A 21,465-nucleotide genomic window follows, 5' to 3' on the forward strand; every position below is an offset into this window, starting at 1 on the left:
GCAGGGCAAACCCTCCTTTTGGAAAAGTAATTCCGGATTATGGAATTACTTCAATTCATCCATAATCCTTACTGCCAGTTTGGAGACACGCTTTGCTTTATCCTTTGCACCTGGAATTGCAGCACTGCAGTATTTTCCACCGGCTTCGCATTTCTTTGCTGCATCCTTTGGTTCCTCAATCTTCATTGCTGCTGCAACTGCTGCAGGAACAGTGATGTTTATAATTGAATGACCGGAGAGTTGTAATTCTGATACCGGGATTGCGGCAAATGGAATAATATCCAAAACATCTTTGTCATCATTAAACACCGCATCAGGTATGACCTTCTGTGCAACTCCTCTCAGTTCATACTTTGTGCCATCCAACGTGATATCGACATCAACATCCGTGTCAAAACCATAGTACGCATTTGTGAACGGATGTGATCTTCTGGCTCCACCAGCTATTTTCACGATTTTGATATCAACTTCGTGACCGGTCATCATTCCAAGCATAGCAGAGGCGTTCTTCTCTACCGTTTCTTTTCTCTCAGCATCAAGTTCTTTGACAACCTCATCAACCGATTTACCAGCTTTAAGATCATAATATGCTTTTTGTGCACGATAGAATATTGCTGCTGATCTTACGGGTTCCGTACCTGCTATAATGGTTTTAGTAATAGGACCACGCCTAACCTGCTCAGCTTTTCTTGCAATCGTATTTGCTCCTACGGCAGCCATGACAGGGTCAAGCCATTCTGTCTTTTTAATCTGTGCTATCATTTCTGCAGCTTTATCAATATCCTTCTCTACTGAGATAAGGCATCTTAATGTGACAATTGCATCAGATGACATATGACCAAGTGGAGGCATGATAGGACCGCCGGAGAAACCTGCTCCTATCTGAACTGATTCCTGGAATGAGCAAAGCATCTCACCAAAAGCCATCATTCCTACAACAGTTGGAGCACCAATGTCCTTTATGATTACTCCCAGGTCACCGATGACCCTTGCAGAATCATATTCTTCATTGGTTCCTCTCATATGCAGTTTCTCAGGAATACCGGCAACTTCACATGCTGCTTTTCCTGCCAGGTATGCACTATTGACATCGAAGAAACCGCCATATTCTTCTCCTACAAATGAATCAGGATGAACGATTTCAAGGGTTGCTGCCACACCCATGATGGCACTTATGACCGGGCTGGGAGATACACCGGCACCACTGTATGCATCCATCATTGCCTGCGTACCTATCTTTGCTCCGTTTACGGCAACTTCAACAAATCCGACATCCTCTCCAAGTGTGTTGTGTCCGTAAAGCGGACCGCCTGCAACTCCAAGAGGTAGTTTTTTACCTACAACTTTTGTCAGCTTTCCTTCCCTGAGGGCTTCATAGAGTGCCTGTACGGCAGCAAAACCTGATACTTTGTTGTTAGATTTTGGTGTTGGAACTGCAGCTACTCCGCTACGTGGTACACCTGCAATCATTCTGGCAAGAGCACCAAGCTTCCTGTTACCCGCAGGTACTCCAGCCTGTGCATTAGTTCCCGCAAAATAGCAAACTGTTGCTGCAAATAGTGCTGCATTAGTAGGATCAGCACCTGCTTCCTTAGCAGCTTCAATTCCTTTTCTCAGGACATCATCTATCTGAAGGCTCCCTGTATCCTCATCTGTAAGAAGGATGTTCACTCCGCGGAATACTTCAGTTGCAATTGCATTTGCCGCACAAATAGCAGCAATGTTTGTCATTCCATGTCCTTTTGTTAAGGCTTCGATTCTGTCATTGGTTATGTTCTCGATCTCTGAGACCACAGCCATGGCTCCGGCGTATATTTCGTTCTCCACACATATTCCTTCCTTAAAATTTAATAATTAAAGTCTCATAACAAAGGATATAAGACTGCCGGTATTTGTTAACACTGTTACATCAGAAGGCCGATTCCTTGTTTATTTGCACAACTAAATTACCTTAGGCTTTTCAGCGAATCTGGCCCCCATCTCAAAGGCTTTAGCACAATCATTCGGGAATTCCTCTTCTCGTTTCCTGGCTTTTTCTTCAGCATTGAAAGCTGTTGAAACGTATTTGGAGTAATCATCGAACTGATACGTGTCGAATGCACATAGTGATTCCGTATATCCGAAAAACCTCTGTAGCTGCGTTTCCATGTTGCTGAAAATAGAAGAATCATAACCCAGCATTTTCATCTGCTGCTCGTCAACATTCATGGTGTACATAAAAGCAGTAGCTGTCTTTTTCTGACAACTTGCAGAGTAGTTTTCATCATATACAAGGTACTGGAAAAACAATCTTTCCAGAAAAGACCTCATCTCTCCGGTCACATCCCCGAAGTAAATAGGGGAACCAAAAATAAGAACATCAGCTTCTTCTATTTTCTCAAGGACATTTTTCAGGTCATCCTTCATGGTACAAATACCATTTTGAGCGTCTACCCTCTTGCAGGCAAAGCAACTGATGCATCCTTTATAATCCAGATCGTATAGGTGGATGAGTTCTGTTTTCGCACCCCTGGATTCAGCTCCTTTAAGCGCATGCTCAAGAAGAGTTGCAGTGTTCCAGTTCTTTCTAGGACTTCCGTTTATTGCTATAACTTTCATGTGATCATCTCAAGATCTATAACGGGATTCTTTTTCCTTATTTTTCTCTTTTTATACCTGCTTGAACATCTCCTTTGCCATTGCAATTCTCTGTTCTATTTCAGGACCTTCCATTTCTTCCACAATTGTACCAAGGACAGTTGGTATATCAATATGCTGAGGGCATTTCTCAAGGCATTTTCCACACTGGACACACTGGGATGCAAGTGCAGGATTTCCACAGTCGACAAGACCTCCCAGTCTTACAGCATACTGGAACTTTTCGCCTTCCGGATCATCGACTAAGTACATGTTGTTGTACTCCTCAAAACAGAGAGGAATATTCACACCTGCAGGACATGGCATACAATACTGGCAGGCAGTACAGCCTACTTTCATCACTTCGCGATATTTGGCAGTTACTCTGTTTACCAGTTGCAATTCCACATCTGTCAGAGAATCAGGATGCGCTTCACCTGCAATCTTAAGATTCTCTTCGATATGTGCTTCCTCATTCATACCGGAAAGTACTACTGTGATCTCCGGGTGGTCCCATATCCAGCGCAGAGCCCATTCTACAGGTGATCTTTTTGTCGGAGCTTCGTCCCATATATCCTGTACAGCCCGAGGCACGTTCTTTACAAGGTTTCCTCCACGCAGAGGTTCCATTATAATGACACCAAGACCTTTGGAAGCAGCATATTCCATGCCAGCAGTACCTGCCTGGTTTGTTTGATCAAGGAAGTTGTACTGAATCTGGCAGAAGTCCCAGTCATAAGCATCCACTATACGGTTGAAATCCTCGCTTGCTCCGTGGAAGGAGAAACCAGCGTTGATGATGCGACCATCAGCTTTGGCCTGTTCAAGAAACTCGATCGCACCAAGCTTCTCAATATCATCCCACAGGTCACCGACAATATAGTGGAGAAGATAATAATCAATATGATCAGTGTTCAATTTCTCAAGCTGGGCATTGAGGAACTTGTCCATATCTTCCCTTGTTTCTAAAAGGAATGAAGGGAGTTTTGTTGCAAGCTTCACTTTTTCACGGTAGCCGTCAGCAAGGGCACGACCAAGGAAAGGTTCACTCTCACCCATATGATATGGCCAGGCGGTGTCAATATAGTTCACACCATGATCAATTGAGTCGCGAATTTGCCTGGTGGCTCTTTCTTCATCTATGCTGCCGTTTTCTTTTGAGGCAAGACGCATGCATCCGAATCCAAGGATTGAAAGCTCATCCCCATTTTTTGGCATTTTTCTGTATAACATTTGAGTTCTCCTTTTGTTTTGAATTGAATAAGATTAGATCATCGCATATTGACTGAACAGTCAGTCATAGAGGGATTTGTTAATATATATTTGCTTTGATTGACCAATCACTCCTTAAAAAGTTGAAAAAAATTAACTTTCAGTTAGATTCATTTGGATATTTGTCAGATCACAGGAATTCCATACTGATACTTCCTGTATCTTTGGCAAGTGTACCCGACATGAAACCTGATTCTATACAACATACATGCATCACTGCACAGGGCACAAGGCATGTGGAAGTGCATCTTGCCACTTTAGCATTTTCCATTACAAGATTATCTTTTATATCGAACAGATCCATCATATCGACTTCCAGATGAGACATCTTTTTAATCTTCTCACATGGAGTGTCGATATCAACAATTATCTTTTGACCATCCTTTCTACCCCTGACAACATGAGTGAACCCACAAATATTGGAATTTACCTTTACTTCTGTCATTGAAATCCTCCTGCAGCCCATGTAGGAAGAACTGAAAGTGAATAATCATGCATGAGCTTTATTTCCTTGTAGTCAAGGGCATGTATCGGACACACGCTCACACATCTTTTGCATGCCGTCCCCAAACATTTAAGGGTATTATACTCTGCAATGAAGCTACCGTCTACATTTTTAATGGATATTGCGTTCTCAGGACATTCATTTTCACATTTGTGGCACATTATGCATCCCACTGCCAGTTCTTCAAGGGTGATACCGATATCATCTATCACTTCTACACGGCCTGTGCCGGTTTCACTGATATCTTCCGTGGCCCTTTTCTCAAGTACAGGATCGGCAATAGGAGCTGGTAGTTCAGGCAATTTAGACATCTTCAAAAGTTTCCGGTACATCTCCATGGACATGCCCTCTGTCCAGTATCCCAATTCACAGGCGTAGAGCTTCTTGAAGGTTTCACTGGTAGCCATCATAAGATGATCGGCCTTTATGTTTCCTGCCAATTCGATCAGCACATCAAGTTTCACATTTTCAAGAACGATGTCCCTTGCAAGAGAGAGAGACGTATTTCCAAATTGCACTGTTCTCTTTGTAAAATCCGGGCATGAGCCTATTTTTCTTGCTTTGGCAGGGTTGACATAGGTTCCGGAAGCACCGCTCATATACATGGTCTCAAGATTCTCATAGGCAATACCGGATTCATGTATCAAGGTCAACTGAGCAGCCCTTATAGCACCTATGGCCTTACCAGCCTCAATTATATCTTCTTCTGATATCTCTATTCCCTCACCCAATTCGATCCTTCCGTATTTTAGTCTGGGAGGACTTGTAATTAGTCCGGTATCTATCGCAAGAGACAATATAGAAATAAGACCAGTTCCCGTAACCCCAACCGGTACTATACCTGATCTTTCAATTATCGTTCCGCTTATCGGGTCTATAAGATGACCTTTTTCAACGTCCATATTCTCATTCAGTACGTATATTCTCCAGAACTTATCTTCCAGATCAACATCCGTGATAGCTCCAGGAGCTGCAAGCATACCACAACTTATACCCTGTCCTTCTATAGCAGGTCCGGCGGCAGCACTTCCTGTTATTATCCTGTGACCGACTTTTATGGCCATCTCAGCATTCGTTCCGTAATCCGTCACAAGAGTTGGTTCTTCCTGTTCAAGAAAATCTGTCTCCACCATCATAGCGAGAGCATCTGCCCCGATCTCATGCTCAATGGCAGGTGGAATGATAATCAAACAATTCTCAAGGTTCAGGATTCTATGGAATATATCCGTGGCCTTGAAAATCCTGGCATCACGTTGTATGTTGTCTATGCCCAGTCTTTTTCGCATATTCCTTCCCACATAGGCCAGGTCACGTATCTCCGAATTCTGGAAAAGGGAAAGCTGGATCGGGTTACCACAGACAGCTATCTTTGATATCTGCAAGGGATCAACATCGAATCCTTCTATCATTTTACCGACAGCATCTATGATTACACCATGTGCCACATCTTCTCCAATAGATATGGCAAAGTCAAGATGATCTGTCACGTTCCCACCTGGCAACGGATGCTTCATTGTCATTGAAGTCTTAATTACTTCTTTTGTTTCCAGGTCAATCAACTGAGCCCTAAAGCCACTAGTTCCCACATCTAATGCAATTCCATACATTTTATTACCCCTTTTAAAATATGATGCATTGACTTCCATAGGATTGCCATCTTTTCCAGAGGTGTATTCAGTGGTACCCTGTCCACTTCTTTTAGTTCAAGAGCGTTGATAAAACGTTCCTTGGAAGTCATTTTATCTTGCATTTAACTCCTCCAATCAGGACTTTTTCAATACGATCTTATCAATTCTCAACATATTGCTTACAGCCTCGGTAGCTGCGATAACAGCCATTTGTTTGATGCTGAAAGAATCATATACAGGAGGATTATTGGCAACGACTTCTCGCGTAAAATCGATTCTGCAGTCAATTCCCTTGTTATACGAATTGAGCATTTTCGTTATCGCATCCACTTCATTGAGACCCACGTTTCGTGCGAGTGTTCTGGGAATCTCTTCAAGGGCGTTTGCATATTCGACAACAGCGAGTTGCTCTTTTCCTTCAATGGTGGAAGAATACTGCCTGAGCATCTGTGAGAGCACAAATTCGACATCTCCTCCTCCTCTAAGGACAAGAGGATTCTTCAGTATGAATGCAGCATTATTGACTGCATCATCTACTGCTTCCTCAATCTTTTCAAGACCATAACTGAAAGGCTCCCATATCATGATCGTGGATATCAGTTGATCACTGACAGAAAGGAAAAGGAAATGCTCATTGTTTCTTTTCTCGACCTTTGCCTCATCGGCAAAACCCAGATTATGAGGCATTATATCATCCCTGATAGAAAGAATGCTTGCACCTGTTGCCTTTGAGACCATCTCCATGTCCCTTTTCTTTAGTTTCTGGAAAAGTAGAATACCATGTTTTGCGAGTGATCCCTCAACAGATTCGTCCACATCTCCTTCACAAAAGACCAGGTTAGCCCCTGAATCAATTATCTTCTGTGACATGGATCTCAGATTTCTTTCCTTTCCATGGAGGATAAGCATTGGATCGGCCAGATCATCTATTCTCAGATTGCGCTGGGAATTTATGATCTTGCTCTCAAGTTTCACATTGCCATTAATCATGAGGACGCTTGCATTTTCCAGATGATAAGGCATATCTGACCTTGCAGGTCTTTCGTCCAGCACCATTCCTGAAATAGATTCTATTGATGGGGTTCCTATCTTTTTTATAACTTTTACATAATCATTGAGATCTATGTGAGCATCACCATTAATATCCCGGATCTTAGAGAGTGTCTTAAGAACGATATCAGCTATTATCCGGGCCTGATGTGCTTCAATTCCTTTACCCAGGCTGGCATTCTCTATGACAGAATGCAGGTCCCTTTCTGAGCTAATACGAATACTCTCATAATTCAGGATATCATAGGCTTTGTTCAGAGCAAGCTGGTATCCTTTTATGATGGTTGTCGGATGCAGGCCGATAGCCATAAGTTTAGCAGCATTTTCGATAAGGGATGCAGCAAGAATGACCGCGGTCTTTGTACCATCACCGCATACCCTGTCCATGGACATCGCAAGCTCTTTAAGAGAAGTGACCACCGGATGCAATACATCTATCTGTTCAATTATCGTTTTCCCGTCACTCGTAAGATAAACATCGTCTGTTGGACTGATTATTATCTTGCTCTGACCACGGGGGCCAAAAGATGATACAAGAAGATCCTTGATATCTCTGGAAGCCTGTAGCATCTGATATATTAGCCCGTCTTCTTCAACATCCTCTTTAATTCCAATACGGTTGCGTACGCTCTGACGCAGGGTATCCATATTGTCCAGTGCATTCGCATTTTGCACATGTTCCAGCGAAGTGCTCATATTACCCTCCTTGGAGAACCAACAGCCACTCCAACAATCTTTGTCTCAAGAGGTACCGTTCCGATACTTCCTATGTTATTAGATTCAAGATCAAATCTGACGTTGTCCATACTTAATCCGTAACCTGCCATATACTCTGAAACTGTTTTATTGACAAGTGAATTAGCCATGTCAAGAGCTTCCTGATAATCATCAAAAGTTTGTCTTCCATTTTCGGAAAATAGCCTATACTCTGAACTACCAGGAGCTTTTGGCCTTATCAGTACTTCTTCCCTGTAGATCACATTACCGACAAGGGCACCCACTGCATTACCTACTTCATGGTACTGCGGGACTCTTATATCCGCGTCAATGAGATATTTCATATATTTCACATATGGTGCTACCGGGGCACCCACCATTGCCACCGGGGTTTTTATTTTGAATTTCATTAGTTCTGTGCCATTCAATATCTTTTCCAGATCTGCCTTCTTCACATTATCTGCACAGTGTGCAATGAGATTGAGCACAATACCTCTGGCTACGTCTTCTTTGAGTTTGTCACAGAGGTCGAAGGGTTCCATGGAGAAATATTCTGAAATTATAGAGGCTCCCAACATCGATGCACTGGGATTCCATCTTACATAGTCGCCGGTCACATGAAGAACATCTGTCGGGGTGAAACCCACCTGTCTTACATATCTTTTCCGTATGAGTGCTCTCAGGATACCTTCGAACATCAGAGGATGCTTATTTGTCCTTGATGCAATATCCGATATTGAGGAAGGTTCTTCTGTGATCGCATCGAATATTTCCATTTCTTCGATCTCAAGTTCAGAAGCATGCAGGGAGTGGGATTTTGTCCCAATGGACATGAAGAATGTTGTTGGCTGGATGATATCGTTCATTATGCGCTTAGAGGACTTTTCAGCGTTCTGCAGTTTACTAATAATAGATGGGAATTCAGCAGCGCAAAGACATAGAGGTATGACCCTGTTAGGTCCGATATACGTTCTTTCCTTCATCCATATATGACTGTCTCCTCCAATGGCAGAGGTGTTCATTTTAATAGCTTTTACCATTGTATCCCAGCCACCGACCACAGCGCCGGAACTGCTGATCTCAGGCATTCCACCCTGGATCATAGAGATGTCTGTACTGGTACCTCCAACATCTACGGTGAGGCAGTCTTTCAGACCCGTTAGATGTGCAGCACCCAGCAGACTCGCAGCAGGTCCGGAAAAAATGGATTCCACTGGTTTTTTCAAAGCCTCTTCTATCCTTACCAGCGAGCCGTCACATCTCATCATCATCAGGACTGAATTGATGTTCTTAGCCTGCATTACGGACCGTACAGACCTTATGAACTGGTCTATTACAGGGATTAGCTGTGCATTGAGGAGTGCTGTCAAAGCTCTTTCGTAGGCTCCAAGATCCATGGAAAGTTCATGTCCGCAGACCACCGGAAGATCTGTCATCTCCTGTATCATTTCCTTTATCGTGAGTTCATGTTCTGGGTTCCGTACGCCAAAATATGAAGATATGGCAAACGAAGAGACCTTATGCTGGTTCATTGTTACAAATTCTTTAACGGTGTTCAGGTTACCCAGTGGTTCCACTTCATTTCCATCGGCATCATGCCTGCCTTCTATGGAAAGTATATGGTCTGTCGGAATTTTCCGGGATATATTATAACCAATAAGTATCAGACCAGCCGGGTATCCCTTGCCCTCCAGCGTGGTGTTGGTGGCAAGTGTGGTGGATACTGAGGTGAATCTTACATTCGCAAGATATTCGGCTTTGAGGCCATCAATTGAATTTACTATGCCCTTAATTAGATCAGGGTAAGTAGTAAGCGATTTGTTTGAATCTATTAATGTTCCATCTTCAAGATCCATTATCACGGCATCTGTATATGTGCCGCCAGTGTCTATGCCAAGTCCGAGATTCATTCTTGTCACCTTTTATGCGGAGGATTTGTGTGGGGATTAATGTGGAGGCAGAGTGGCTTACCCCCTCTGTGTATATTGTGGAGCAGAGCGGTTCACCACACTGTGGATATAGCCCTCATATAATGATCTTCAGATCACGCATGAGTAAAAAAAGGAAAAGCAGGGGGAAGTGATAGTTCCTGCTTATCCGAAAATCTGTTTCTGAAGGTCCGGCCCCAGTTCTTTAACCACGTCTACCATTGCCTTCACAGTTGTAAGAGTTCCTCCGGGTGGGGTCTCACAACCGGTTGACATGACATATTTGGATTGCAGTCCGTTCTCCTTGAGTACAGGAAGCACACCTTCAAGCAGATCCTTAGTGTCATCCTTTACCTTCTGAATACCTTCAGAAGTATTATCCATGAACTGTACCGGATTTATCTCTCCCATCATACAGCATACATCACCATACTTTGGAATAAGGTCTGCATAGTTCTGTGATCCCTTGCTCCTTAGTTTTGGATAGTATGCGTAGCTGTACAATTGAGTTCCGAATTTCTTGATCTGTGTGTCAAAGTGCACTGCATCTGCACAGTTGTGTATTATGTAGGGCTGGTCGTATTTCTTGAATATTGGAATATGCTGTTCGTATACGAACTTCCCATCAAACTTCCAGTAGTCCTCCTCGCTCATGATCACGTTGTTAGACCAGAGGTTGTCGATACACAGTGCATTACAGGCATTTTCTGCAAAGAACAATTCAGATACCTGGCAGATGTAATCCGTACATTTCTGGACTGCTTCAAGCACCACATCAGGATGTGTCTTCATATCCATCAGGACACGGTCTGCACCCATTAGTTGGGTAAGGGTAAGCAGTGGACCTTCATGGAATCCGACAAATGGGGTGTTGAGTTCCTTGTTAAGTTTTTCAGTAGCTGCTTTAGATGCCATTATAAGCTCATAGGCACGAGTACCTTCCTTGACTTCAGGAACTTCTATCTGTTCATATGCCTCAAGGTGTCCTTCAGATGAGGGTGTGTCATCTTCAGGGTACTTTATTTTACATCCGAAGTCAGCCGATGTTGCAGAAAGATCAATGAGACCTACGAACATGTCCGTATCCAGATATTTGGATCCAAGGTAAGCACTCTCAACAAACGCATTTATGTCAGTGGCATACTCCCTGTAGTTGACATCAGCAAATTTCCTCAAAGAACCACAGGCCAGAGGATAAACAGGCAATCTGTCTACCTTTTTGTCAGCCATTGCAGCTAATGTCCTGTCTATATGGGTCATTTCCTCCTTCGTCTTGACAGCTACACTCTCAAAGTCTGCAATGATCTGCTTTGCAGTTTCCAGACCAATGTCCGTCTTTCCTTTGACCTTCTTTTTAGACAGAATCTCTCTGTATTTGACCTTGCCAAGTGAGATCTTCTCCTCACTCCACCTCTCTTCAGCAGGGGCAAGTTTGCTTACAGCTTCCTTTGCCCATTCTGTAGCTACCATTGAATCGGGATGTGTTGAGTCCGCACCGATCTGTTCTGCGAATTCCGGGGAAACAGGTGCTCCTCCTATCATGACTATGAGGGAATCTCTGGTACCTTCTTCCTGCAGCATCTCAATTACTTTCTCCATGTTGGTCATGGTAGTTGTCATCAAGGCACTCATTGAAACCAGGTCTGCCTTCTTCTCCTTCGCTACCTCTACAAATTTCTCAACCGGTACATCGTGTCCCAGATCGATCATATCAAAGCCGGATGCAGACATCATTGTCTTGACAAGGTTTTTTCCAATATCGTGGACATCTCCTTCGATAGTTCCTATAACGCCTATGGCACGCTTTCCACTGCTCTCTACATTCATATGTGGAGTCAGTATATCCATACCTGCATACATGGCACCGGATGCGATGAGCAGGTGTGGTACAAAGGCTTCACCTTTTTCGTATTTGTCACTTACAATTACCATTCCTTTTGCAAGTCCGTCCACAATAGCCTCATAAGGATCAACGCCTTCATCAAGGGCTTTTTGTGCAAGTTCTTCTGCCAGGTCTTCGTCACCTTCGACCACAGCTTCCGCTAATTGGTTCAGAATTGCTGTTTTCATAGTTTACCTCCAAAATTAAGGTCGTTTACACAGTGAACCTCCATTTGTCACTGTTAACAAATACCAGTATTTCACTTGCGATATATATCATAACCGGAGGTAATATATCATAGATTCTAATATTATTAATCGGCTATCTTTTTAAGCAGGGCCATAATCCTATGAATGAAACCCTCGTGATTAACGCCGTTAACGGCTGAAACGAATAACAATTAGATTAATGGCTTTACTCAAATCAATGGCTTTACTCAAATTAATGGCTTTGATCTGATGAACGCAAAAATAGAATATATTCATTCAAGGACTTCAGGATAAAACAAGTAAAATACTAATCAGGGGAAATATCCTCTACATAAAATACGGACTTCAGAGATCAGTCACTTCTTGTGCTATTTTTCTGTAAAACTGATACATATTTTCTCCCCATTTCAATGCATCCATTTCAAAACTCATCATAGCATGATTGTGGAACATACCGTTCTTATAGAACAGTGTTAATGAAAGGAATCTGTCTGTTACTACACTTGACGCAAAATCAATATCCTCTTTACACACAAAAAGTTCCGTATTTTCCATCCTGAGATAATCCTTCAATTGTTCTAAATACTCTGTTTCAAATCTTTCAAATACAGACTCAGTTATTATTACTGAGATTCGGACACCTTTTCTGGCAAGTTCAATGTATTTATAGGGATAAGCAGGGCTGAATGAAGAGGAGATTTCCATGATATATTCTGACTGTACAAGATTGTCGGTGAACTTTTTCGGCAATTCATACATACGATTGAGTTCCGGCTCAACAAGTTCACAGGAACCTAGCTCTTCTATACTCTCTAGAAGATGTGCCGGAATTCCTTTTACCTTATGATTTTCCCAGTATTGTTTATTGTCTTCAAAGACCATTAACGTATTTAACAGAGGCACCATTTTCTTTACAATAACTTCACCGAAACTGGAAAGCTGGTACTGATCATTCTCATAAAGTATTATGCCCTGATCAATGAGGATCTTTATTTGCGTCATCATGGCACTGGACGTGACATTAAGTGTACTTTTGATCTCATCGATGTTCATAGGTTTTTCTATCAGCAGAAGGAGAAGATCTTTTCTTTTGTCTGAGAGAAAAAGAGTACCTAACAAAGCCAATTTCATGTCATCATCTCACGTTTGATATTTTGTGCGGAATTGTCTTTCACAACCTCTATTGGAAGCCTTATGTGGAATGTTGTTCCTTTACCCTTTTCACTTTCAATCCATATCTCGCCTTTATGTTCAAGGATTATATCCTTACAGATGTACAGACCGGATTCAAGTCCCTGGAACATTCGACTCATTGAGTCCTCCATCTGGTAGAATTTCTGGAAGATATGCGGAATAAGATCTTTTTGTATACCCGGTCCCGTATCAGATATCCTCAAGTGCAGATGGGCACTTTCTTCATTCAGATCTATGTTTATTCTTCCGCATTCAGGAGTGAATTTGATCGCATTATCTATGAGAATTATCAATGTTTGAGTCAGTTTATCCTTATCAGAGCTTATTGTCGGTAATCCCTCAGGCACATTAACTTCTAAATTAATTCCTTTCTCATCTATTAGTAGTATAAGATTCATCAAGGCTTCAGATATTAGTTTATCTACATGTGTCTGGGAAAAAGTATATACAATCTTTCCAGCCTGTTCCTGACTCATATACAGAAGTGAATTTACCATACGTTTCAGTCTTTCAGAGTTAAGTAATACGGAATCGATAGCTTTTGCCTGCTGATCATCAATAACCATGACCATTTCATCATCAAAGATACCGCACTCTGCGCGCTCAGGACCATATATAGACTCCAGCCGTTCTGCAATGAACTCGGTCTTCATCTTGTTGATGGACCTTAGTTCCTCATTTGCCATCTTTAGCTCATCAGAATATTGTTTTAAGGCGTCTTCTATTTGTTTTCTTTGAATAAGACTCCACATACCCTGCATTAATAAGGTCAGCTGGCGTAAATCTGATTCATCATAATCTTCCGTTTTATTGCCAACACCTGCAACGGCAACTATGTGGTCACCATCGAATATCGGGATGTTCATATGCCTGGTAAGTTCTATGTGGTCCTCAGGGTATCCCTTTTTCATAGGACTTGGATGAGAATAATCGTTTGTGATTATAGGTTTGCGCTGCCTTATTGCTTCACCCCATAACCCAGTGGTCTTTATGGGATACACAAAACTTTTGTCTTTGATACCACATTCCTTCATAGCACTTTTCGACCAGGAATGCATAATAAGGGCTGTCTCATCTGCATTCATGAACGCAAGGTATCCAAGCGTACTTTCGGTAAGCCTTACAGCTTCTTCTCTTGCAAAATCGGTGATCTCATTCAATGATGCACCTGTCATACTATTTAGTTTAACAAGCGCTTCAAGCCTTTCTTCTTCTAGCCGGCGCTTTCTTTCGGCTCTTTTGCGCTCAGTAATGTCTCTGGCAACTGACAGAATGGTTTTTTTACCATCATATATTATGAATCGGGCACTGACTTCCAGCGGTATTTTCCTGCCATCCTTACGTATCGCCTCAGTCTCATATATTGCCCTTCCATCCTTTTCGATTTTCGTCATAAGTTTTGACACTCGACGCACATCTTTTGATGGAATTGTGTCGATAGGGTATGAATTTAACATCTCATTCCTGCTGTAACCCAATGTATCTACTACAGCTTGATTAACAGCAAGTGTTTTCCCGTCAAGTTCACTGATATAGATCAGATCGTTCACATTGTTGAGAATGACCTTAAGCTTTTGTTCAGATTCGACAGCATTATCCAATACTCTCTTTTTGTTTATTGCAATAGCTGCAAGATTGGCGTTTGCTTTTAGGATATCAATCTCTTCTTTTGTAGGCACGTGGGGTTCACGGAAGTATATTCCAAAAGTTCCAAAGACCTCATTATTCGAACTAATTATAGGTTCGCAACAACTAGCTCTAAGGCCTGCCTGAACTGCAACTTCCCTAAGATCATCCCAGTATGGATGCTCCATTATGTCTTCTACAACAACCCTTTTCCCGGTGTGAACAGCAGTTGAACAGGATCCAATACCTTCGCCTATGGGCAGTCCTTCAATAGCTTTTTTATAGAAATCCGGAAGATGAGTAGAAATAGCATGAACAAGATGTTTCTTTTCCTCGTCCAGTAACATGACAATACTGATTGCTTCCGGTATCAGTCTTTTAGTAGATCTCACCAAACGCGTAAGAATCTCATTCAGAGTTTCATCTAAAGCCAGAGCTTCAAGAACCTGATTGCGGCAATCAATTATTGATTCAGAGAGTTTTCGCTGGCTTATATCAAGTAGAACACCTTCATAATACTGAATATTACCATTGTCATCCCTTTGGATGATTGTCCTGTCGTCAACACAACGTGCTTCGCCAGATGCCGTTAATATTCTATATTCCTGTACAAAATTATCAACATGTTTTTCTGAGTATTCAGTAACCTCTTTGTGTACACGCTCAATATCATCCGGATGGATAATATCTTCATACTTTAGTCTGCCTGAAAAAAACTCTTCAGATGAATATCCAAACTGTTTGACATTCTCTGAAACAAATTCTACTGGCCACTCTTCTTCTGGCTTCCATATGAAAATTGTTACAGGACTATCATTGACAACTTTTGCAATTTCCGAATTTACATCGAGTTGTGTCATTTATTATCATCATGTAATTGAATCAACTAGTGCTTAGGCACATCTTAGAAAAGTATCAATACTTAACATATAATATATTAATGGTCAATGTAACCCTTTCTATTCAATTGTGAGCAGACCTTCCTGCCAAATTAATTCATTAAATTATTAGTATCTACTACATAGATATGGCAGATATGAATACACTTATTCCATTCGGGTAAGCTTCCTGTATGTCCATGATGAAATCTTTCTTGTTGTCTTTTTGCACGACAGAGAATTTCTTCAATTAGACCTGCTTGAACATTTCCTTTGCCTTTGCAACTCTCTGTTCAAGATCGTCTCTTTCCATTTCTTCTACAACAGTTGCAAGGACTGCTGGAATGTCAATGTGCTGGGGACATTTTTTAAGGCATTTTCCACATTGAATGCACTGTGATGCAAATCCCGTTTCTCCGCCGTATATGATGCCACTCAGTTGTACCACATAGTGAAGATCTGCTTCTTCTGGTTTTCCGGACAAATACTTGTCATTGTACACTTCAAAGCAGTTAGGGATGTTCACCCCTGCCGTGCAGGGCATACAATACAGGCAACCGGTGCAGCTGACCTTCATCAGTTCACGGTACTTTTTCTCCGCTTGTGCAACTAACTGCAATTCCTGCTCGGTCAGAGAGTTCGGATACGCTTCGTCTGCAACCCGGAGATTCTCCTCAATATGTGCTTCCTCATTCATCCCGGAGAGGACTACAGTAACCTCGGGATGATTCCAGACCCACCGAAGACCCCATTCAGCTGGAGTTTTTCTGGTTGGGGCACGATCCCAGATATCTTTCACCTCGGGAGGTACCGGATGTGTCAGTTTTCCTCCCCTAAGGGGTTCCATAATCATAACCGCAAGGCCTTTGGATGCCGCATATTCAAGACCAGCAGTTCCTGCCTGTTTCTCTTCATCAAGATAGTTGTACTGGATCTGGCAGAAATCCCATTCATAGCTATCAACGATGTGATTAAAATCGCTCCCTTTACCATGGAATGAGAAACCTGCATATTTTATCCGGCCATCTGCCTTTGCCTCATCAAAGAATTCATGAATTCCCAGTTTTTCAAGCCTGTCCCATTCATCTCCAACCAGAGAATGGGCGAGATAATACTCGATCCGATCGGTCTGGAGTTTCTCCAGCTGTGCATTCAGGAACTTGTCCATATCCTCCCGGGTTTCGACAAGCCATGAAGGAAGTTTTGTTGCGATGTTTACCTTCTCGCGATAGCCGCCCATCAGGGCGCGACCCAGGAATGGTTCACTCTCCCCCATGTGATATGGCCAGGCTGTATCAACATAGTTAACTCCCTGGTCAATTGCATCGCGTACCTGTCTGGTGGCTCTTTCTTCATCTATACTACTGTCTTCTTTTGAGGGAAGGCGCATGCATCCAAATCCAAGTATCGAAAGTTCATCTCCGCTTTTTGGCATTTTTCTGTATAACATTTTAGTTCCCCTTTCCTAATTTACTGTTAAACCTTGCTGTCTCTTGTTTCTGCTTAAAGCGATGAGTGCAATTATGCAAACTAATGCTACTAACAGGCCATATCCAACTGCAATTCCAAATAACGTGAAACCACTGGCTAAGCGTGCTACGATTAGATTTGGGATAGCTGCACCACTATAAGATATCAGATAAATGCTTGAAAGCAGACCTGCCCTGTCTTTCTGGCTGGTCTTATCCAGCAAGCTGCGCATACTTCCAGTAAATGCTAAACCCTGTGATATTCCTGCAAGCACGGTTGATATTAAGAAAGGAATCATGATGCTGACATCCAGTGAATAAATGATAGCCATAATACACAGGAAAAAAGCTACTATTCCAATACGTTGAGCTTCGTCAGGTTCAAAACGACCACTCAGCCAACCACCTATGGCATAGGGCGTCATCAAACAGGCAAACACCGCTGCAGCTACTATAATACTATTTGTGTTAAGCAGGTCTGCTGCCATGGTAGAACTGAAAGCCTGATAAAATCCACCGATAGCCCAGGTTCCAACAAATATACTAATTGCAGCCGGAAGAAGATAGTAAATATTCCGGGGTATAGATATTCGTGGAACCATGGAAATAATAACTCCCCTGGTACGTGTTACTGTCTCCGGGCCTACTGCGATTAGCATTGCACAAAGGGCAAGCAGAACAATAAATATCTCATATGTGAATGACATGGAGCCTAAACTGTACTCTTTAATAACACCGGCACCAAACGCACCTGCTGAAAGTCCAACCACAGGCGCTCCACTGATAACTGCCGCACTTAGCCATTTTGGAGAAGTTGGTGCGTTATCCACAGTATATGCTGTAATAGTACTGGATGCCAGACCTGAAGCAATTCCCTGTACAAATCTTCCAATCAAAAGCATTTGTGCATTCTGAACGTAAATAAATATGATACATGCAATTGCAGACAGTGCCAATGTAGCAAGTGATACTGGACGCCTTCCTAAATGATTTGACACCCTGGCAAACGTCAGCAGTGCTATTACACACCCAACAAAGTATGCAACTGCTGTCATGGAAAGATCGCCACTTGTAAGATCAAGGGTCTGAAGATACGTGTTTAAAAGAGGAATAGGAGCAGATGAGGCAGCATATACAACAACTAAAGAAAAAGTTCCTGCTATGAAGCCTGTCCATCTCTCGTTTAAGTTTAATTTATTTGTCATTAATTTAATCCGATGGTATTGTTTTTGGTTACGGAGTCTAACGTTTTTTAGCACAGGTCTGAATCAACAGCTGCAATCACAATGAGATGGCTGGAAAACCTTTTGATCTATCATACTGGCAATCTCATACACGTTGCTGGAATGCGAAAAAGTGCCTATACTAATTTTCTTTGCACCTTCATCGAAATTTGTACATTCTTTTGTAGTCACTGAATTTTTCCTCTTTACTTACTTTTATTTTCAAAATAATTCCTGGCTTCTTTCATCCTGCTGCGGACATTCACATGGAAAGGACAGTTCTCTTCGCAAACACCACATTCTGTGCAGTCATTTGCATTTTTGCTTAATTTCATGTAATGGTCTTTTGCGAGTTCATCACCTGCTTTTGCCAGATCCAGGTATTTGTTCACAGAACCTATATCGATGCCAGATGGACACGGTTGACAGTGATTGCAGTAAATACAGGTGTCCTGCATGTTTTTATGCGGAAGATTACCGATGAACGAATAGTTGCGCTGCTCTCCGGAAGCGGAGAAATAATTGAGTGCTTCCTCCAGATCGGTTCTGGAACGTACTCCTGCCAGACATGAAAGAACAGCAGGTCGGTCCAGCGCATATTGTATGCATTGATTGATGCTCATTTCAGCGTTTAAGGGAGATGTTTTTGCATTCAGCAGTTTTCCACCATCATAAGGCTTCATTACTGTAATGCCGACTCCATCTTTTTCGCATTCCCGATAGAGTTCCATGCGTTTGTGGGACAAAACCAGCTTGCCTTCTGCCGGTTCAAAATCATAGGCTGCATTAAGACTAAACATAAAAATATCAATCTCTCCCGTATCGAGAAAGAGTCTGCATATATCCGGGGAATGTGAAGAAAAACCGAGATAGCGAATTGTTCCTTCCCGCTTTAGCTTTCGTGCATAGTCAAAAATACCATCCGACATGATCTTTTCAAAATCACCAACTTCGTCAACACAATGAAGTATACCAATATCAGCATAGTCCGTACCGTATTTTTTGAGTTCTTGCTCAAAACCTCTCTTTACTTTTGAAAGGTCTCTTGTCCTGGAATATGTTCCTTTATGATAGACGGCACCCAGATGCATCTGCATGTTCATCTCGTCCCGCCGTCCTTTAAGTGCCTGTGCTATAGGTTCAGCTGCTCTGGAATCAGGCATTACCGCATCAATAAGATTTATGCCATTTTCCATACCATAATCGATGATGTTTACGATTTCCTGCGGTGTAGATTCATGCAGGTTCCCTGCCCCAATGCCAATTGTGCTTATTTTGTCATTGCTACTTGGCAAACTTCTGTATTCCATAATTTTTCGCTCACTTGCCAGGAAAATATAATTATTCTGATTGCGGGCTTTCCTGAAGAAAAAGAGACCTGTATCTTTTTAACAGGTCTCTGGTTTTTCTTCGAAATAGATATCGTTTTTAAGTACCCGTTTTCCGGCAATTACTGTCGTCACCTCATTAGAACAGCAACCTGCCACGACCGTAAACGCCGGATAGATAGGGTTATTTAAGCCAGGTTTTCTTTGAAGAATGATTCCAGTTTGTCAAATGGGATCATGTCTGTCCTGTCGTACAGATCGATATGCCTTGCACCGGGAACAATGTAGAGTTCTTTTGGTTCAGCAGCCATTTCATAGGCATCTTCACTGAAATATCTGGAGTGAGCATTCTCGCCGATGATGAACAGAATTGGCCTTGGTGAGATTGTGTCAATGTAGTTCAGCAAAGGGAAGTTCATGAATGACATGGTACTTGTCACAGTGAATGCTGCTGCTGCATTAATATGGAATCCTCTTTTCATAGCATAATATTCAAAGAATTCACTTGTAATTGGGTCAAGTTCTTCCGGAACTGAATCAGCAGGTTCACGAGGGAATCCTTCAGGCAATAATGGTGTGCCGTTTTCAAAATCTGTCCAGCGCTGCTCGCCCAGTTGAACCAGAGTTTCAGCACGCTGCTCGTCAGTCATGGAGTCCATCCATCCTTTACGTAGCATTCTGCTCATATCATACATGCTTGCAGTAGCAACTGCTTTGATACGTGGGTCAACCTGAGCTGCAGTAACTGAAAATGCTCCACTTCCGCAAATACCGATTGCTCCGATTTTCTCCCTGTCCACAAAGTCCCTTGTTCCAATAAAGTCAACTGCTGCACTAAAGTCTTCAACAAACAGATCAGGAGATGAGATATGTCTTGGTTCTCCACCGCTTTCTCCGTTATATGATTCGTCGAATGCCATGGCAACAAAACCTCTCTGTGCCAGGTTCTGTGCATATATACCTGCGCCCTGCTCCTTTACTCCACCGTAAGGTGTTCCAATAATAATTGCAGGGTATTTTTTGGATGTATCAATGTCTTTTGATATGTACAGGTGTGCTGCAACTGTAATTCCGTATTTGTTCTTAAATCTGACTTCTTCTGCAGTTACATTTTCACTCAGTGTGAAAGTAAGACCACTAGGGTCTACAGCATTTGTGTTGTTATTTTCTGATTTCATCTTTTATACCTCTGATTGATAAATTATTAGCTACTATGACTGAATAGTCAGTCACAATAACGGATCAATAGTACATATAAGTTTTGATTGACTACTCACTCACCGGCGTGGCGAAAAAAATATTATTTTTCCGTCAGTCCTTTCCATATGATTGCAAATCCATCCTCTATAGCTTTGTTTTTATCCTGTGGTTCTGAATAAAGAATAAGGTCTACTATTGTCCGGCTGGACTGATAGAATATTGAAGCGACCATTCCTTCCGAATAGTCTCCGAACTCACCAGTTGCAATTCCATCTTTTACAAGGTCGTGATAGAAACTATATTCACCCATGACCACTTCACGCGTATAGTCCGAAATGTAAGGTGAAGAACAGAACTGATCGACGAAATGGAAATCCTCCTGATTGTTGAGTCCCCATTCAATAAGATCATACCATATTTTCCAGAATTTATCGTGAAGTGTACTCTGGTTCTGGATATCTTTCGCCAGACTTCGGCTCAATTTCCCCTTTATATCAAAATAGAGAGCGTTGATAAGATCTTCTTTAGTAGGGAAGTAGTTGAATAAGGTTCCTGTGGCGACGCCTGCCTCTTTTGATATATGGGCAGTGGATGTGCCATGGAATCCATTTTCTGTAAAAAGCTTCAGAGACGCTTGCAGAAGGGCTGCTTTCTTGTCTTCAACTTGTTTTTTCATGAATTATCCCATTTATTGACTGATTAGTCATTTCGATCTATACAACTGATTTGTTCTATAAAAT

The 21,465-nt window shown here is 42.1% G+C and carries 17 protein-coding genes; 1 reads left to right on the top strand and 16 read right to left on the bottom strand.

What is annotated here, in order from left to right:
• Positions 1-45: 45 nt before the first annotated feature.
• From FKV42_RS10090 to FKV42_RS10125, 8 genes are all read right to left on the bottom strand, one after another.
• Positions 46-1,827 carry a hypothetical protein gene (locus FKV42_RS10090; RefSeq protein WP_154810076.1) on the bottom strand — a complete coding sequence of 594 codons (1,782 nt, stop codon included), beginning with the start codon at positions 1,825-1,827 and terminating at the stop codon, positions 46-48.
• A gap of 114 nt (positions 1,828-1,941) precedes the next feature.
• Positions 1,942-2,598, bottom strand: a complete 657-nt coding sequence (locus tag FKV42_RS10095) for a flavodoxin family protein (protein ID WP_154810077.1) — start codon at positions 2,596-2,598, stop codon at positions 1,942-1,944.
• A gap of 51 nt (positions 2,599-2,649) precedes the next feature.
• Positions 2,650-3,849, bottom strand: a complete 1,200-nt coding sequence (locus tag FKV42_RS10100; protein WP_154810078.1) for an aldo/keto reductase — start codon at positions 3,847-3,849, stop codon at positions 2,650-2,652.
• Between the two features lie 169 nt (positions 3,850-4,018).
• Positions 4,019-4,333 (bottom strand): DUF6951 family protein, encoded by a 315-nt coding sequence (locus FKV42_RS10105; protein WP_154810079.1) that lies wholly within the window; start codon positions 4,331-4,333, stop codon positions 4,019-4,021.
• Positions 4,330-6,000, bottom strand: coding sequence for a methylamine methyltransferase corrinoid protein reductive activase (locus FKV42_RS10110; RefSeq protein ID WP_154810080.1), 1,671 nt, complete (start codon positions 5,998-6,000; stop codon positions 4,330-4,332). Before FKV42_RS10110 ends, FKV42_RS10105 begins: the two co-directional genes overlap by 4 nt.
• Positions 5,982-6,143: a hypothetical protein gene (locus FKV42_RS10115; RefSeq protein WP_154810081.1), complete on the bottom strand. Its 162-nt coding sequence runs from the start codon at positions 6,141-6,143 to the stop codon at positions 5,982-5,984. Before FKV42_RS10115 ends, FKV42_RS10110 begins: the two co-directional genes overlap by 19 nt.
• Positions 6,144-6,156: 13 nt before the next feature.
• Positions 6,157-7,767 carry a TCP-1/cpn60 chaperonin family protein gene (locus tag FKV42_RS10120; RefSeq protein WP_154810082.1) on the bottom strand — a complete coding sequence of 537 codons (1,611 nt, stop codon included), beginning with the start codon at positions 7,765-7,767 and terminating at the stop codon, positions 6,157-6,159.
• A complete protein-coding gene (locus FKV42_RS10125; RefSeq protein WP_154810083.1) occupies positions 7,764-9,698 on the bottom strand; it encodes a hydantoinase/oxoprolinase family protein in 1,935 nt (644 codons plus the stop codon). The genes FKV42_RS10120 and FKV42_RS10125 overlap by 4 nt, the downstream gene beginning before the upstream one ends.
• A 29-nt stretch (positions 9,699-9,727) precedes the next feature.
• Between FKV42_RS10125 and FKV42_RS10130 the strand changes: the two genes are divergently transcribed.
• On the top strand, positions 9,728-9,871 hold the full coding sequence (locus FKV42_RS10130) for a hypothetical protein (RefSeq protein ID WP_154810084.1): 144 nt from the start codon (positions 9,728-9,730) through the stop codon (positions 9,869-9,871).
• 10 nt (positions 9,872-9,881) lie between these two features.
• Here FKV42_RS10130 and FKV42_RS10135 read toward each other — a convergent pair whose 3' ends face one another.
• The 8 genes from FKV42_RS10135 to FKV42_RS10170 form a co-directional block, all read right to left on the bottom strand.
• On the bottom strand, positions 9,882-11,786 hold the full coding sequence (locus FKV42_RS10135; RefSeq protein WP_154810085.1) for a methyltransferase cognate corrinoid protein: 1,905 nt from the start codon (positions 11,784-11,786) through the stop codon (positions 9,882-9,884).
• Positions 11,787-12,152: 366 nt separating this feature from the next.
• Positions 12,153-12,938: a helix-turn-helix transcriptional regulator gene (locus tag FKV42_RS10140; protein WP_154810086.1), complete on the bottom strand. Its 786-nt coding sequence runs from the start codon at positions 12,936-12,938 to the stop codon at positions 12,153-12,155.
• Positions 12,935-15,487 (bottom strand): sensor histidine kinase, encoded by a 2,553-nt coding sequence (locus FKV42_RS10145; protein WP_154810087.1) that lies wholly within the window; start codon positions 15,485-15,487, stop codon positions 12,935-12,937. The genes FKV42_RS10140 and FKV42_RS10145 overlap by 4 nt, the downstream gene beginning before the upstream one ends.
• Before the next feature lie 268 nt (positions 15,488-15,755).
• Positions 15,756-16,955, bottom strand: coding sequence for an aldo/keto reductase (locus FKV42_RS10150; RefSeq protein WP_154810088.1), 1,200 nt, complete (start codon positions 16,953-16,955; stop codon positions 15,756-15,758).
• A gap of 15 nt (positions 16,956-16,970) precedes the next feature.
• Positions 16,971-18,179 (bottom strand): MFS transporter, encoded by a 1,209-nt coding sequence (locus FKV42_RS10155; protein WP_154810089.1) that lies wholly within the window; start codon positions 18,177-18,179, stop codon positions 16,971-16,973.
• Between the two features lie 224 nt (positions 18,180-18,403).
• Positions 18,404-19,507 (bottom strand): aldo/keto reductase, encoded by a 1,104-nt coding sequence (locus tag FKV42_RS10160; protein WP_154810090.1) that lies wholly within the window; start codon positions 19,505-19,507, stop codon positions 18,404-18,406.
• A 206-nt stretch (positions 19,508-19,713) separates the two neighbouring features.
• Positions 19,714-20,703, bottom strand: a complete 990-nt coding sequence (locus FKV42_RS10165) for an alpha/beta hydrolase (RefSeq protein ID WP_154810091.1) — start codon at positions 20,701-20,703, stop codon at positions 19,714-19,716.
• A 122-nt stretch (positions 20,704-20,825) separates the two neighbouring features.
• The gene (locus tag FKV42_RS10170; RefSeq protein WP_154810092.1) at positions 20,826-21,401 is read right to left on the bottom strand and encodes a TetR/AcrR family transcriptional regulator; all 576 of its coding nucleotides are present in this window, start codon (positions 21,399-21,401) and stop codon (positions 20,826-20,828) included.
• Positions 21,402-21,465: the final 64 nt, after the last annotated feature.

Origin of the sequence: Methanolobus vulcani, assembly GCF_006546655.1 — an archaeon.
In the GTDB taxonomy this organism is placed as follows: Archaea; Halobacteriota; Methanosarcinia; order Methanosarcinales; family Methanosarcinaceae; genus Methanolobus; species Methanolobus vulcani_A.